The sequence below is a fragment of the Pseudomonas sp. JS3066 genome (assembly GCF_036328175.1).
GTDB lineage: Bacteria > Pseudomonadota > Gammaproteobacteria > Pseudomonadales > Pseudomonadaceae > Metapseudomonas.
On the sequence record NZ_CP143312.1, the window covers coordinates 3,949,510 to 3,963,918 of the forward strand.

The window sequence follows — 14,409 nt, forward strand, 5'->3', positions numbered from 1 at the left end:
CAGACACACTGGCTGCACCTCAAGTCCACCACGAAAGGACACAGCCATGCCCCGTACTTCCCTCGCTGCCCTGCTCTGCTCCCTGACCCTCGCGGGCACCGCCCAGGCCGCCGTGCTGAAGGAAAGCAACATCTCCAGCGAAGACGCCCAGAAGCTGGCAGTCGCAACCGTCGCCGCCTGCCAGGCCAAGGGCTACAACGTCAGCGCTTCGGTAGTGGACCGCGCCGGCCTGCTGAAAGCCTTCGCCCGCGCCAACAACGCCGGCCCACACACCGTAGAAGCCAGCCGCGCCAAGGCCTTCACTGCCGCCTCCGCCAAGAACCCGACCCTGAACATCATGGAGAACGCCCAGAAGAACCCGGCCGCCGCCAACCTGGCCGACATTCCCGGCTTCCTGCTGCTGGGTGGTGGCGTTCCGGTCAAGGCCGGCGATGCCGTCATCGGCGCCATCGGCGTAGCCGGCGCCCCGGGTGGCCACCTGGACGCCCAGTGCGCCGACGAAGTCCTGGCGACCAACGCGGCGCTGTTCAAGTAAGCGATTCGCCCAGTTACCTGGCGGCCTACTCGAAGGTCACCAGGCGGCTCCTTAGCGGCGGGGAATGGGTCCTCATGATTCGGGCCAACGGCGATGGATGCTCTCATCCATCGCACGATCTCTCAGTCCTCTCTACCGACCTGCGACGAGGCTGGCGGGCATAGCTTGGGCGATGGTCAGTCCCTGCCCTGCGTCTCGGGCCTGGGGCAGGCGGCCCCGTGCGTGCTTCTCCTTTCCCTCACCCCGCCGCAGAAACCGCCGCGCTGCGTGCCTTGCGGGTCATCAGCGTGAACCCGCTGATGGCCGCCACGGCGAATACGGCTTGCACGCCGACCATCGGCCAGGAGCTGCCATCTTGCAGCGCCCCCAGCAGAACGCCGCTCAAGGTCGCGCCGAGCATCTGGGCGAAGCCCATCAGGCCGGCGGCAAGGCCAGCGCGGTGGGCGTTGGGCATGACCACACCGGCCACCGAAGCCGGAATCAGCATGCCGCCGCCCAGGGTCACCAACACCTGCGGCAATGAGAGGCCGAGTACCGACAGGCCAAGCGTGGCGTGCACCAGCAGGGTGGTCAGTGCACCCGTGGCCACCAGGCTCACACCAATACCAACGATACGTTGCGGACCCAGTTGCATGATCTTGCGTTGGGTGAACAACGCGCCGGCGATCAGTCCGGAAATGGTGGCGCCGAAGGCCAGACCGTACTCCGCCGCGCTCAGTCCCAGCAGGCCGATATAGACAGCCGATGAACCGGCCACCACCGCGAACATCGCCCCATAGGTACCTGCCAGGGTAAAGGCCAAGGCGCGGCTGGAACGCTGCTTGAGCAGGTCGAAGTAATCGCGCGCCAGCGTCGCCGGATGACCGGCCTTGGGATCGAGACTGGGGTTGGATTCCCGGTAGAAGGCCAGCACCGCCAGCAGCGCCAGGCTGCCGATGGCCAGGGAAGCAAGGATGGGCGCATGCCAGCCGCCCCACTGGGTGAGCAGGCCGCCCACCATGGGCGCCAGGGCGATGGCGCTGAGCATGCCGATCACGGTCAGGGCCAGGGCCGGGGCCGCCTGGGTCTTCCAGACATCACGCACGATGGCACGCGCCAGCACCAGTGCCGCGCAGGCACCAAGGCCCTGGACCACACGGCCGAGAATGAAGTCGGACATGCTATCGGCCAGGAACATCCACGCAGTTGCGGCCAGATAAAGGCTGAGACCGCCGATCAGCACCGGTCGGCGGCCAACCCGGTCGGACAGCGGCCCGAGCAGCAATTGCCCGAGCCCGAACGCTGCGACGAAAGCGGACAGCGCCGCGAGACTGGTGCCATGAGCCGCACCCAGCCCCTGTTCGAGGGCACCGAGGGCGGGAATGATCAGTTGAGTGGAGATTTCCCCCATGGCGGTCAGCACCATGAGGATGGCCAGCAGCAGGCGCGACGGATTCATGACAGTTCTCCCACTACTTCGGCTTCCAGCGCCAGGGCCATCAGTTGCCACTCCAGGGCATGCCAGTCGTCGTTGCTGACGGCGGGCGGCGCAACGCAGGCCAGGCCGTTATCTGCCACTTGTTGTTCATTGCACATCGCATGCACCTCCGTTGGTCGCTTCGCCCTTGGGCTGACGAATTAGATGACGAGTGACATATATACACGAAATTAGATTATGCCTATCATATTTTCGACCTGCGGTGCTCCGCCCCGATGCCGCCCACTCCGAGGATCGCTCCATGAATCGCCCGCACCTTGCCCTACTCGCCCTGATCCCCGCCGCCCTGCTGGCGCTCTCCGGTTGCAACAGCCAGGCCGACACCACGGTCAGCGCGCCCCAGCCACGGGCGGTATTGGCGGCGGACGTACAAGCGGCGGCCCAGCAGAATGCCCTCTACACCGGCGTGGTAGCCGCCCGCACGGCCAGCGACCTGGGCTTTCGCGTCGGCGGCAAGGTGATTGCCCGCAAGGTGGACCCGGGCACCCGCGTGAAGCGTGGCGATGTACTGCTGGTGCTGGACAACACCGATTTCGAACTGGCCCTGCGCACCGCACGCAACCGCGTCACCGCGGCTGAAGCCGAACTGCGCCAGGCCCGCGACGACGAAGCCCGCTATCGCCGCCTGGCCGGCACCGGCGCGGTCTCCCGCCAACTGTACGACCAGGCCGCCACGCGCCTGCGGGTCGCCCAGGCCGAACAGGCCGCCGCCACTTCCGAAGCGGCCCAGGTGGAGAACCGTCGCACTTACTCGACCTTGCAGGCCGATGGCGACGGCGTGATCACCGATGTACGGGTGGACCGCGGACAGGTCGTCGCCGAAGGCCAGATCGTCGCCAGCCTCGCCCATGACGGTGCGCGCGAAGCGGTGATCGACATCCCGGAAACCCAGCGTTCCTTCGCCAACCACGCTGCCCGCGCCTACCCATATGGAGCGTCAGGCGATGCGGTGCCAGCCACCCTACGCGAACTCTCCGCGGCGGCGGATACCACCACTCGCACCTTCCGCGCCCGCTACACCCTGGGTGGCGACTCCACGGCCCTGGCCATCGGTTCCACCATCACCCTGCAACTGGAAGGCGCCGCCCAACAGCAACTGGTACGCGTGCCGCTTGGCGCCCTGCACGACAAAGGCCAGGGCACCGGCGTCTGGGTCATCAAGGCGGACGGCAAGGTCGAGCTGCGTTCGGTTCGCGTGGTGCGCCTGGAGCAGGAAGAAGCGGTGCTGGAAGGTGGCGTGCAGCCGGGTGAACGCATCGTCGCCCTCGGCGCCCACCTGCTGAACGCCGGTGACAGCGTGCGCGAACTGCCGGCGCCGTCGCTGGCCCTGGAGAACTGAGATGAGCCGCTTCAATCTTTCCGCATTCGCGGTACGCAACCGGGCGGTGACGCTGTTCCTGATCATCGCCACGCTGGTCGCCGGCGCCATCGCTTTCAGCAAGCTGGGCCGCGCCGAAGATCCCTCCTTCACGGTCAAGACCATGACCATTACCGCCGCCTGGCCGGGCGCCACTGCGCGGGAAATGCAGGAGCAGGTGGCAGACCGCCTGGAAAAGCGCCTGCAGGAGCTGGACTTCTACGACAGGGTAGAAACCATCGCCCAGCCCGGCTTCGTCTCGATGAAGCTGCAGTACCAGGACTCCACCCGGCCGGGGGACATCCAACAGCTGTTCTACCAGACCCGCAAGAAGCTCTCCGATGAAGCCAAGCGCCTTCCACAAGGCGTGGTCGGCCCCTTCTTCAACGACGAGTACTCGGACGTCTACTTCGCCCTCTATGCACTGGAGGCCGAACAACTGCCCCACCGTCAGCTGGTGCAGATGGCCGAGGACCTGCGCCAGGGTCTGCTCAACCTGCCTGGCGTCAAGAAGGTCAACATCCTCGGTGAACAGGCCCAGCGCATCTTCGTCGAGTTTTCCTACCAACGTCTGGCCACCCTCGGCCTGAAACCCGAACAGATCTTTGAAGCCCTGGGCAAGCAGAACGGCGTGGCCCCGGCAGGTTTCGTCGAAACCAGCGGGCCGCGCGCCTACATCCGCCTGGATGGCGCCTTCGACAGCCTGAAACTGATCGAGAACGTACCGATCAACGCCAACGGCAAGCTGCTGCGCATCGCCGATGTCGCCACGGTCAAGCGCGGCTACGAGGACCCGCCGAGCTATCGCATTCGTCACCAGGGCGAACCGGCACTGATGCTCGGTGTGATCATGGACCCGCACTTCAACGGCCTTGAACTGGACAAGTCCCTGCAGGCCGAGGAAGACCGCATCCACGCCGGGCTGCCGCTGGGCGTCACGTTCGACAAGGTTTCCGACCAGGCCGAGAAAATCCGCATCGCGGTGAACGAGTTCATGCTCAAGTTCTTCGTCGCCCTGGGCGTAGTGATGCTGATCAGCCTGCTGGCCCTGGGCTTCCGCGTCGGTCTCGTGGTGGCTGCTGCCGTACCGCTGACCCTGTCCATCGTCTTCGTGATCATGCTGATGACCGGGCGCGAGTTCGACCGGATCACCCTCGGCGCGCTGATCCTCTCCCTGGGCCTGCTGGTGGACGACGCCATCATCGCCATCGAGATGATGGTGGTGAAGCTGGAGGAAGGCCTCGACCGCGTGCAGGCCGCCACCTTCGCATGGACCTCCACCGCCGCCCCCATGCTCACCGGAACCCTGGTAACCGTCATCGGCTTCCTGCCGGTGGGCTTCGCCAAGTCCGGCGCGGGCGAGTACGCCGGAAACATCTTCTGGATCGTCGGCTTCGCCCTGCTCGCTTCCTGGCTGGTGGCAGTGTTCTTCACGCCCTACCTGGGGGTGAAGCTGCTGCCGAAGATCAAACCCATACCCGGTGGCCATGAAGCGCTCTATGCCACCCGTCTCTACCAGCGCCTGCGCGCCCTGATCACCTGGTGCGTGAACCACCGCAAGCTGGTCACCGTGCTGGTGGTGCTGGCCTTCGTCGCCAGCGGCCTCGGAATGGGCATCGTGAAGAAGCAATTCTTCCCCAATTCCGACCGCTCCGAGCTACTGGTGGAGGTCTACATGCCACCGGGCAGTGCCTTCAAGGCGACCGAAGCCGTAGTCGCCCAGGTGGAGAAAGCCCTGCTGGAGGAGCCACAGACCAAACTGGTCGACGCCTACGTGGGTGGTGGTGCGCCACGTTTCTTCCTGTCCCTTAACCCCGAGCTGCCGGACCCGGCGTTTGCCAAGATCATCGTGCAGACCGCCGATTCCAAGGCCCGCGACGCCCTCAGGGAACGCATGCAGACGCGCATCGCCGCTGGCGAATTCCCCTCCGCACGGGTACGTGTCACCCAGCTGGTGTTCGGCCCGCCAGTGCCGTTCCCGGTCGTGTTCCGCGTTTCCGGTCCGAACCTCGACCAACTGCGGCAGATCAGCGAAGAGGTTCGCGCCGTGGTGGCCGCCAATCCCAAGACCCGCGACACCTTCGTCGACTGGGGCGAGCGCAGCAGCTCCTATCGCCTGGTACTGGACCAGGACCGCCTGCGCCTGCTCGGCTTCACACCCGTTGATGTGAAGAGCCAGCTCAACGCCCTGCTTACCGGCAACCCGGTGACCGAAGTCCGCGAAGGCACCCGCACCGTGGCCGTAACGGTCCGTGCGCAAAACACCCAGCGGGAAAACCTCGGCGGTATCGAGGGCCTGACCATTACCAACGCTGCCGGCGTCTCGGTGCCGCTGGAACAGGTGGGCCGCTTCCAGCCGGTGATGGAAGACCCCATCCTCAAGCGCCGCGACCGCGAGCTCACCTTCGAAGTGCGCGCCGACATCATCAAGGGCACCCAGCCGCCGGATGTGGAAAAGGCCGTGTTCGCCGACCTGCAACCACTGATCGCCAAGCTGCCGGCAGGCTACAAGGTGACCATCGGCGGCCCGGTGGAAGAAAGCGCCAAGGCCAACAAGGCGCTGGCCGTGCTATTCCCGGTAATGATCTTGCTGACGCTGGTGGTGATCATGTTCCAGGTGCGGTCCTTCGGCCGGATGTTCATGGTATTCGCCACCGCGCCCTTGGGCCTGATCGGCGCCATGCCGGCACTGCTGCTGTTCAACCAGCCGTTCGGCTTCAATGCCATCCTGGCGCTGATCGGCATCGGCGGAATCCTGATGCGCAACACGCTGATCTTCACCGACCAGATAGAACAGGAGCAGGCCCACGGCCGACCGCTGCGCGAGGCCATCATCGAAGCCACCGTCCGCCGTGCCCGCCCAGTACTGCTCACCGCCCTGGCTGCCGCGCTGGCCTTCATCCCGCTGACCTTCTCGGTGTTCTGGTCATCCCTGGCCTATGTGCTGATCGGTGGCGTACTGGTGGGCACAGTGCTCACCCTGCTGTTCCTGCCGGCGCTGTGTGCGCTGGTATTGCGGAAGGAAAAACCGATAACCACCGCTGCGGCCCTGGCATGAGGCGGTAAACCTCCTGTAGGGGCGAATTCATTCGCCAAGGGCAACGCAGTTGCCCCCTGACACTTCCCAGGGCAGACCTCCGGTCTGCTTGGCAAATGAGTTCACCCCCACAATTGCGAGAGGCTACTCCGCACAGCAGCTATGCACCTTGACGGGCTCGTCCTCATAGCGGTCGTGGTAGGTCATCCAGTCCATGATCTCCGCTTCGTCCCGTCCCTTGGGCAGCAGGTCGAGGAAGTTGTAGGCGCCCACCAGCAGGTCGAGGCCACGGGCATAGGTGGAATAGGTGTGGAAGATTTCCCCCGCCTCGTTGCGATAGAACACGCTGAGCCCCGGCATGTCCTCACCCGGGTCCTTGCTGGTGCCGTAGTTGTATCGTGCAATGCCAGCGGCGATGTCCTCGGGCCTGGCGGCCACGCCGAAGTCCCGGTTGAAACTGCCGCCATGGGACGACACCCACTTGAACTTCCAGCCCATGCGTTTGCGGAAGGCCTGGAACTCCTGCAAAGGCGCACGTGAAACGCACAGCAGGGTCACGTCGTGGTGCTTCAGGTGCTGGTTTGGCCCGTCGATATGGTCGGCGAGGAAGGAACAGCCCGGGCAACCCTCCTCCCAGCCGGGTCCAAACATGAAGTGGTAGATGACCAGCGTGCTGCGCCCATCGAACAGGTCGGCCAGGGTTTCCCAGCCATCCGGCCCCTCGAAGGCATAGATCTCCTCGACTCGTACCCAAGGCAGCGCCCGCCGCTCGGCACTGAGTTTGTCGCGCTCTCGGGTGAAGGCTTTTTCCTTGCGCAGCAGCTCTTCGCGCGCCTGAAGCCATTCTTCTCGGGAAACTACGGGATGCTTGTCGATCTTCATGGTGCGCACTCCTGAACCAGACGTTGATAAGGGACTCGCCCTATTGGTCGTCCGACGGAAAGTGCGCTCGACAATCGCTCGAAGAGTTGGCGACGAACGGCCCCGCCTCAGAGGCTGTGGCCGCGCCGGGCTTCCAGGCGCTGCACCGTGGCGCTGGGCGTCTCGCCGAACAGCTTGCGGTACTCGCTGGAGAAGCGTCCGAGGTGATTGAAGCCCCAGGCCAGGGCAATCGCCGAGATGTTGCGCTGGGAACGGTCCTCGAGGATGTCCTGGCGCACTGCAGTGAGCCGGTGCTTTTTCAGGAACGCCATGGGCGACTGGCCGAAGTACTTCTTGAAGCCCTCGAACAGCTTGAAGCGCGAAACGCCGGCAGCCCGCTCGATGTCCTCCAGGCAGATATCCTCGCGGGCGTGGACCTGGATGAAGGAACGGGCACGCAGCAGGTAGTGAGGCAGCTTTATCTCCAGGCGTTCGCGCAGCTCTTCCGAATAGTTGTTCGGCTGCGCCAGGATCAGCCCCTTGATCAACGCGCTTTCCAGGTCACGGGTGAAGAACAGCTGCCCGTAGAGATCGCGGCTGCGCTCCAGCTCGTCGATCAGGTGCCGGGCCATGCGCCACCAGGACGCGGCCGCGCCATCCACGGCGTCCATCTCGGCCTGGAAGCACAGAGGAGTATCCACGCTGCGTTGCAGCAGGTCTTCCAGGGTCTGCAGCATCGCCGCGCGGGGAATGGCTACCTGCAACTTGTGGCAGTCGCCGGCGATGGTCAGTTCCTGATGCTCGTGGGGCGAGACAATCACCCCCCAGTCGCGATCCGAACGCAGCAGACGCCCGGACTTGGCCAGCTCCTGTTCACCGCAGAGCGGCAGGCTGAGGCTGTAGCAATTGAGGTTCATGTCCTCGCCGACGCCGATGGTGACGTCGGTGCCGTACTCCACATAGCCCAGGGTCGTGGACATCGAGGGCAGCACATTGCCGCTGTGGTGGAACTGGATGCGTTCAGGCTTCGCCACCTTCAAGTGGTGGGGGCCGCAAATGTTCGACATCCAGGAACGGGCTCCGGCCAGATCGTAGCGATCGGCGGATATGTCTCGAAAATGAAGATGGTTCTTCGTACTCATCACGCGGCACCCAACGCGGCAATTGGAGATGCGCGCTCTAGCGGCGCGTCGAGTTAAAGCAGGCAAGCTCCATGCCACGCCAGCACGATCCTTCGAAGAGCAGAAAACGAGGATAGCATTGGCCAACTTTCCGGATAGAACCGTTCCTCGATCCCCCGGACGGGTCACTTCAAAGAACCAGACCGCGCGTCTGGACGCCTCATCCCAGAGCCTTGCTGCCACGCGCTGAAGCACGCGCAGCAACACTTCGATGCGCGCGTTGGCCACCGTCACCGGCGCCACTCGATGAAGCACCGCCAGACAGGTAAAGCACCCCAGTGTTACCTGACGTGGGAAGGGCGCGCAGGCGAAGGGTTACCCGCGCAGCACCGGCGGATAGTCTTTGCCAACTTTTCGGATAGCGCGCAGCGAACGAATCGGCTAGCCATCCGCAATTTCCACGACTTTGCGTTACCTCGGGCCAATCCAGGCCAGGCGGCCGTTACCGCGCCCCGCCAACCTGCCGACAGAGTGGATTCAATTCCCCTTCAGAGCCTCGTCGCTATCCGCTCCCTGGACAAAGGCTATCCGCTTTTTCCGGCCGCCCGAAATCCGCTGGAAACCCCGCCCCGTCTGCTCTCTGGCCTGCAACCGGGACACAAAATTTTCGGCGCGTCTTTGCCAACCAAACGGATAGACCGGGGAAGTCCCGGCTCCTTCTAATGACCTCCACTGTTTCGCCCGATGTGGAAGGTGCCACCCATGAATACTTCGAATAAAAACGTTGCGCAGTGGAGAGAGTACGTCAGCGGCTGCCTGGACTTCCGTCCGGCCGAAGGCGTGTACCGCATTGCCCGGGACATGTTCACCGAGCCGGACCTGTTCGACCTGGAGATGGAGCTGATCTTCGAGAAGAACTGGATCTACGCCTGCCACGAGAGCGAGATCCCCAACGTCCACGACTTCATGACGATGCGCGCCGGCCGCCAGCCGATGATCATCACCCGTGACGGCAATGGCGCGCTGAACGCCCTGATCAACGCCTGCCAGCATCGCGGCGCCACCCTCACGCGCGTCGGCAAGGGCAACCAGTCCACCTTCACCTGCCCCTTCCACGCCTGGTGCTACAAGAGCGACGGCCGCCTGGTGAAGGTGAAGGCACCTGGCGAATACCCGGAAGGCTTCGACAAGGCCACCCGAGGACTGAAGAAGGCGCGCATCGAAAGCTACAAGGGCTTCGTCTTCATCAGCCTCGACGTCACGGGCACCGACAGCCTGGAAGACTTCCTCGGCGACGCCAAGGTGTTCTTCGACATGATGGTCGCCCAGTCGCCCACCGGCGAGCTGGAAGTGCTGCCGGGCAAGTCCACCTACACCTTCGACGGCAACTGGAAGCTGCAGAACGAGAACGGCCTGGACGGCTATCACGTCAGCACCGTGCACTACAACTACGTGGCCACCGTGCAACATCGCCAGCAGGTCAACGCCGCCAAGGGTGGCGCCAGCAGCACGCTGGACTACAGCAAGCTCGGCGCCGGCGATGCCGAGACCGACGATGGCTGGTTCTCCTTCAACAACGGACACAGCGTGCTGTTCAGCGACATGCCCAACCCAACCGTGCGTCCCGGCTACGCCACCGTAATGCCGCGCCTGGTGCAGGAGCACGGCCAGGCCAAGGCGGAGTGGATGATGCACCGCCTGCGCAACCTGAACATCTACCCCAGCCTGTTCTTCATGGACCAGATCAGCTCCCAGCTGCGCATCGTGCGCCCGGTGGCCTGGAACAAGACCGAGATCATCAGCCAGTGCATTGGCGTGAAGGGCGAATCCGACGCCGACCGTGAGAGCCGCATCCGCCAGTTCGAGGACTTCTTCAACGTCTCCGGCCTCGGCACCCCCGACGACCTGGTGGAATTCCGCGAACAGCAACGCGGCTTCCAGGGGCGCCTGGAGCGCTGGAGCGACATCTCCCGCGGCTACGGCAAGTGGGTCACCGGCGCCACGCCGAACAGCCAGACCCTGGGCATCGCCCCGGTGATGACCGGCACCGAATTCACCCATGAAGGCCTGTACGTGAACCAGCACAGCAACTGGCAGCGGTTCCTGCTCCAGGGTCTGGACCAGAAAGCCCTGAAACTGCAGGAGGTGCAGGCATGAACTCGCAGCTGCAATACCAGATCGAACAATTCCTCTATCGCAAGTCCGCCCTGTGCGACGCCCAGGACTGGGATGCCTACCTGGACCTGTTCGACGAGCAGTGCGAGTACCACCTGCCGCAGTGGGAGTCCGAGCACCAGTACACCACCGACCCGAAACGCGGCATGTCGCTGATCTACTACAGCAACCGCTCGGGCCTGGAAGACCGCGTGTTCCGCATCCGCACCGGCAAGGCCGCCTCGACCATCCCGATGCCGCGCACCCTGCACCAGATCAGCAATGTGCGCATCACCGAGCGCGAAGACGGTCAGCTCGAAGTGACGGCCGGCTGGCAGACCCTGTACTACCGCCTGGGCCAGGCCGAGCACTTCTTTGGCCATGCGACCTACCACCTCAAGCCCAGCGGCGAGAGTTGGAAGATCACCCGCAAGCACATGGTCCTGCTCAACGACACCATCAACTCGGTGCTCGACTTCTACCACCTCTGATTGCCCGGATGCATGCGCCATGAATCACAAGGTCGCCTTCAGTTTTGCCGATGGCAAAACCCTGTTCTTCCCCGTGCAGGGCAACGAGATCCTGCTCGACGCCGCCCTGCGTAACGGCATCAACATTCCGCTGGACTGCCGCGAGGGTGTCTGCGGCACCTGCATGGGCCGCTGCGAATCTGGCCGCTACGCAATGGACTACGTGGACGAAGAAGCCTTGTCGGCCAAGGACCTGGAGCAGCGCAGGATGCTCACCTGCCAGACCCGTGTGCAGTCCGATGCCTCGTTCTACTTCGATTTCGCCTCATCGCTCTGCAGCGCGGCGCGGCCGGTGCAAGAGCGTGGCGTGGTCACCTTTGTGGAGCAGGTGTCGCCGACCACCGCCATCCTCCACCTGGATGCCGGCATCGACGGCCAGCACCTGGACTTCCTGCCGGGACAGTACGCCCGCCTGCAGGTACCGGGCACGGACTCGAAACGCTCCTACTCCTTCGCCAACCGACCGAACGCGGAGAACAAGCTGCAGTTCCTCATCCGCCTGCTGCCGGACGGGGTGATGAGCAACTACATCCGCGAACGCTGCAAGGTGGGTGACGAGATCCGCTTCGAAGCCCCGCTGGGTGCCTTCTACATGCGCCACATCGAAAAACCGCTGCTGATGGTGGCCGGCGGCACCGGCCTCTCCGCCTTCCTCGGCATGCTCGACGATATCGCCGCGAACGGCGGCTGCGGACAGCCGGTACACCTGTTCTATGGCGTGCGCCAGGTAGCGGACCTCTGCGAGCTGGAGCGCATCCAGAACTATGCCGCGCGCATCCCGGACTTCAGTTTCACCCCGGTGATCAGCGACGAAGGCCAGGACTGGAACGGTAAGCGCGGTTACGTAGCGAAGCACTTCGATGCAGCGGCCCTGCGCGAATCCCCGTTCGACATGTACCTCTGCGGCCCCCCGCCGATGGTCGAGTCGGTGAAGACCTGGCTCACGGAAAACGGCATCGACAACGGCCACCTGTATTTCGAGAAGTTCACCGAGAGCAATACCTGAGGCTCGTCCCAAACGCAGGCCCCTTTGTAGGAGCCAGCTTGCTGGCGAATGCGCGGTGCGCTGCTGGCAAGCTCGCGCCTACGGCGGCACACAAAACAACAAATACGCTCCACCCGCTTCACCAACTGCCCACACAACAACTAGCAGGCCGGGTCACGACGGCACTGCGTAACCAAGGCGGTAACCATGAAAACGACTCTGAACCTTGCGATGCTCGGGGCCGCACTGGCCTCTTCCCTTCCCGCCCTGGCACAGGAACCTGTGCGCATCGGCTTCATCACCACACTTTCGACCCCGGCCGGTTACCTCGGCGAGGACGCCCGCGACGCCTTCCGCCTGGCCATGGACCAGGAAGGCGGCAAGCTCGGCGGCGTGCCGGTGGAACTGGTGGTCGAGGACGACGGCCTGCAACCCGCCAAGGGCAAGCAGATCATCGACCGCATGAGCCTGGATGGCATCTCCCTCTACACCGGCGTGATGTTCTCCAACGTGCTGGCCGCCGTGGTTAACGGTGCCACCCAGGGCGACCGTTTCTACATCAGCACCAACGCCGCACCGTCCAACCTTGCCGGCGCGCAGTGCAAGCCGAACTACTTCGCTGCCTCCTACCAGAACGATGTGCCCCATGAGATGGCCGGCGTTGCCGCCAACGACCTGGGCTACACGAAGATGGTCATCCTGGCGCCCAACTACCAGGCCGGTCGCGATGCGCTGGCCGGGTTCAAGCGCACCTTCAAGGGCGAAGTCACCGAGATCTACACCAAGCTCAACCAACTGGACTTCTCCGTGGAACTGGCGCGCATCCGCTCGCTGAACCCGGACGCCGTGTTCCAGTTCCACCCGGGTGGTGCAGGCATCAACTTCGCCAAGCAGTACGGCAGCTCGGGCCTGTCGAAGAGCATTCCGATGGTGGTGCCGGTGTTCTCCATGGATGAACGCATGCTCGCCGCCACCGGCAACGTGGCCGAGGGCGTCAACGTGGTCAGCGGCTGGAACCCGCAGTCCGACAACCCGGCCAACCAGGCCTTCATCAGGGCCTTCACCGAGAAGTACAACCGCGCGCCGACCATGTATGCCGCCCAGGGCTACGACACCGCGCGCCTGATCGGCTCGGCACTCAAGGCCACCAACGGCGACCTCAAGGACGCCGACGCCTTCCGCGCGGCCCTGCGCGATGCCCGCTTCGACTCGGTACGTGGCGACTTCCGCTTCGGTAGCAACCAGCATGCGGTGATCGACTGGCACCTGCTCAAGGTCCAGGCCGGCGCCGACGGCAAGCTCGCCGAAGTGCCGGTGAAGACCATCGCCAAGGCCCAGGTGGACAGTTACGCGACCCAGTGCGCGCTCTGATTCCAATCTGATCCGCCAGCCCGCCGGCCACACCGGCGGGCCACCACCGCAGGACTTCGCCATGCTGTTGCTCGAACAACTTCTCAATGGCCTGCAGTACAGCGCGCTGCTGTTTCTGCTCGCCTCCGGCCTGACGCTGATCTTCGGCATCATGGGCGTCATCAACCTGGCCCATGGCGCCTTCTATATGGTCGGCGCCTTCTGTGCCGCCTATACCGCCATCGCCAGCGGCTCGTTCTGGCTCGGCGGCCTCGCCGCCCTGGCCGGTGCCGCGCTCTACGGCCTGGTGATCGAGACCGGGATCATCCGCCGCCTCTACAACCGCGACCATCTGGACCAGGTGCTGGCCACCCTCGCAGTGGTGTTCTTCACCAACGAGCTGATCACCCTGCTGTTCGGCCGCAGCCCGCCGGCCATGCCGACGCCGGACTGGTACAACGCCTTCGTCGAAGTGCTCCCCGGCCTGATGTACCCGGTCAGCCGCCTGCTGTTCATCGGCGCTGGCCTGCTGGTGGCATTGGGCATGTGGCTGCTGATCAACCACACCCGCCTGGGCATGCTGATCCGCGCCGGCGCCGACGACCACGAGATGGTCGGTGCGCTGGGGGTGAACATCAGCCGTCTTTACACCCTGGTATTCGTCTTCGGCTGCATGCTCTGCGGCCTCGCCGGATTCATGGCCGCGCCGCTGCTCTCGGTAGAGATCGGCATGGGCGAGAAGGTGCTGATCACTACTTTCGTGGTCATCGTCGTCGGCGGCGTTGGCTCGGTGCGCGGTGCCCTGGTGGGCGCCCTGCTGATCGGCATGGTCGACAGCCTGGGCCGCGCCTACATCCCGCAACTGCTGGACCAGCTGCTGCCGGCCGAGGTCAGCGGCGCGCTGAGCGCCGGGTTGATTTCCGCCAGCGCCTACATCGTCATGGCCCTGGTGCTGCTGGTGCGTCCACGCGGCCTGCTGCCGTCCCGCGCCTGAGGAGAATT

The 14,409-nt window shown here is 64.4% G+C and carries 12 protein-coding genes; 8 read left to right on the forward strand and 4 right to left on the reverse strand.

Annotation, left to right across the window (positions count from 1 at the left end):
- The first annotated feature begins 46 nt into the window (after positions 1-46).
- Positions 47-535, forward strand: a complete 489-nt coding sequence (locus tag SA496_RS18645) for a GlcG/HbpS family heme-binding protein (protein ID WP_120655129.1) — start codon at positions 47-49, stop codon at positions 533-535.
- A gap of 238 nt (positions 536-773) precedes the next feature.
- Here the strand turns inward: SA496_RS18645 and SA496_RS18650 are convergent, their stop codons facing one another.
- Together SA496_RS18650 and SA496_RS18655 are read right to left on the reverse strand one after the other, a co-directional pair.
- On the reverse strand, positions 774-1,973 hold the full coding sequence (locus tag SA496_RS18650; protein WP_153918283.1) for an MFS transporter: 1,200 nt from the start codon (positions 1,971-1,973) through the stop codon (positions 774-776).
- Positions 1,970-2,110: a hypothetical protein gene (locus tag SA496_RS18655; RefSeq protein WP_162945881.1), complete on the reverse strand. Its 141-nt coding sequence runs from the start codon at positions 2,108-2,110 to the stop codon at positions 1,970-1,972. The genes SA496_RS18650 and SA496_RS18655 overlap by 4 nt, the downstream gene beginning before the upstream one ends.
- 143 nt (positions 2,111-2,253) lie before the next feature.
- Here SA496_RS18655 and SA496_RS18660 point away from each other — a divergent pair, with 143 nt between their 5' ends.
- Complete coding sequence (locus SA496_RS18660; RefSeq protein ID WP_120655127.1) at positions 2,254-3,351, forward strand: efflux RND transporter periplasmic adaptor subunit; 1,098 nt, start codon at positions 2,254-2,256, stop codon at positions 3,349-3,351.
- A 1-nt stretch (position 3,352) separates the two neighbouring features.
- Entirely contained in the window at positions 3,353-6,427 is a 3,075-nt protein-coding gene (locus SA496_RS18665) for an efflux RND transporter permease subunit (RefSeq protein ID WP_330114281.1), read from the forward strand.
- Between the two features lie 123 nt (positions 6,428-6,550).
- On the opposite strand, the gene SA496_RS18670 is transcribed toward SA496_RS18665, so the two are convergent.
- Both SA496_RS18670 and SA496_RS18675 read right to left on the reverse strand, forming a co-directional pair.
- The gene (locus tag SA496_RS18670; protein ID WP_120655125.1) at positions 6,551-7,288 is read right to left on the reverse strand and encodes a DUF899 domain-containing protein; all 738 of its coding nucleotides are present in this window, start codon (positions 7,286-7,288) and stop codon (positions 6,551-6,553) included.
- A 107-nt stretch (positions 7,289-7,395) separates the two neighbouring features.
- Positions 7,396-8,409, reverse strand: coding sequence for an AraC family transcriptional regulator (locus SA496_RS18675; RefSeq protein WP_120655124.1), 1,014 nt, complete (start codon positions 8,407-8,409; stop codon positions 7,396-7,398).
- Between the two features lie 741 nt (positions 8,410-9,150).
- Between SA496_RS18675 and antA the strand changes: the two genes are divergently transcribed.
- From antA to SA496_RS18700, 5 genes are all read left to right on the forward strand, one after another.
- Positions 9,151-10,545: an anthranilate 1,2-dioxygenase large subunit gene (gene antA, locus SA496_RS18680; protein ID WP_120655123.1), complete on the forward strand. Its 1,395-nt coding sequence runs from the start codon at positions 9,151-9,153 to the stop codon at positions 10,543-10,545.
- The gene (gene antB / locus SA496_RS18685; protein ID WP_120655122.1) at positions 10,542-11,033 is read left to right on the forward strand and encodes an anthranilate 1,2-dioxygenase small subunit; all 492 of its coding nucleotides are present in this window, start codon (positions 10,542-10,544) and stop codon (positions 11,031-11,033) included. The genes antA and antB overlap by 4 nt, the downstream gene beginning before the upstream one ends.
- Before the next feature lie 19 nt (positions 11,034-11,052).
- Complete coding sequence (antC, locus tag SA496_RS18690) at positions 11,053-12,078, forward strand: anthranilate 1,2-dioxygenase electron transfer component AntC (RefSeq protein ID WP_153918275.1); 1,026 nt, start codon at positions 11,053-11,055, stop codon at positions 12,076-12,078.
- A 186-nt stretch (positions 12,079-12,264) separates the two neighbouring features.
- The gene (locus tag SA496_RS18695; protein ID WP_120655120.1) at positions 12,265-13,428 is read left to right on the forward strand and encodes an ABC transporter substrate-binding protein; all 1,164 of its coding nucleotides are present in this window, start codon (positions 12,265-12,267) and stop codon (positions 13,426-13,428) included.
- A 61-nt stretch (positions 13,429-13,489) separates the two neighbouring features.
- Positions 13,490-14,401: a branched-chain amino acid ABC transporter permease gene (locus SA496_RS18700; RefSeq protein ID WP_120655119.1), complete on the forward strand. Its 912-nt coding sequence runs from the start codon at positions 13,490-13,492 to the stop codon at positions 14,399-14,401.
- Positions 14,402-14,409 lie beyond the last annotated feature (8 nt).

What these genes read in the sequence shown, in the direction of transcription:
- SA496_RS18645 (WP_120655129.1), top strand. Translation starts at nt 47, where the DNA reads ATGCCCCGTACTTCCCTCGCTGCCCTGCTCTGCTCCCTGACCCTCGCG.
- SA496_RS18650 (WP_153918283.1), bottom strand. Translation starts at nt 1,973, where the DNA reads ATGAATCCGTCGCGCCTGCTGCTGGCCATCCTCATGGTGCTGACCGCC.
- SA496_RS18655 (WP_162945881.1), bottom strand. Translation starts at nt 2,110, where the DNA reads ATGTGCAATGAACAACAAGTGGCAGATAACGGCCTGGCCTGCGTTGCG.
- SA496_RS18660 (WP_120655127.1), top strand. Translation starts at nt 2,254, where the DNA reads ATGAATCGCCCGCACCTTGCCCTACTCGCCCTGATCCCCGCCGCCCTG.
- SA496_RS18665 (WP_330114281.1), top strand. Translation starts at nt 3,353, where the DNA reads ATGAGCCGCTTCAATCTTTCCGCATTCGCGGTACGCAACCGGGCGGTG.
- SA496_RS18670 (WP_120655125.1), bottom strand. Translation starts at nt 7,288, where the DNA reads ATGAAGATCGACAAGCATCCCGTAGTTTCCCGAGAAGAATGGCTTCAG.
- SA496_RS18675 (WP_120655124.1), bottom strand. Translation starts at nt 8,409, where the DNA reads ATGAGTACGAAGAACCATCTTCATTTTCGAGACATATCCGCCGATCGC.
- antA (WP_120655123.1), top strand. Translation starts at nt 9,151, where the DNA reads ATGAATACTTCGAATAAAAACGTTGCGCAGTGGAGAGAGTACGTCAGC.
- antB (WP_120655122.1), top strand. Translation starts at nt 10,542, where the DNA reads ATGAACTCGCAGCTGCAATACCAGATCGAACAATTCCTCTATCGCAAG.
- antC (WP_153918275.1), top strand. Translation starts at nt 11,053, where the DNA reads ATGAATCACAAGGTCGCCTTCAGTTTTGCCGATGGCAAAACCCTGTTC.
- SA496_RS18695 (WP_120655120.1), top strand. Translation starts at nt 12,265, where the DNA reads ATGAAAACGACTCTGAACCTTGCGATGCTCGGGGCCGCACTGGCCTCT.
- SA496_RS18700 (WP_120655119.1), top strand. Translation starts at nt 13,490, where the DNA reads ATGCTGTTGCTCGAACAACTTCTCAATGGCCTGCAGTACAGCGCGCTG.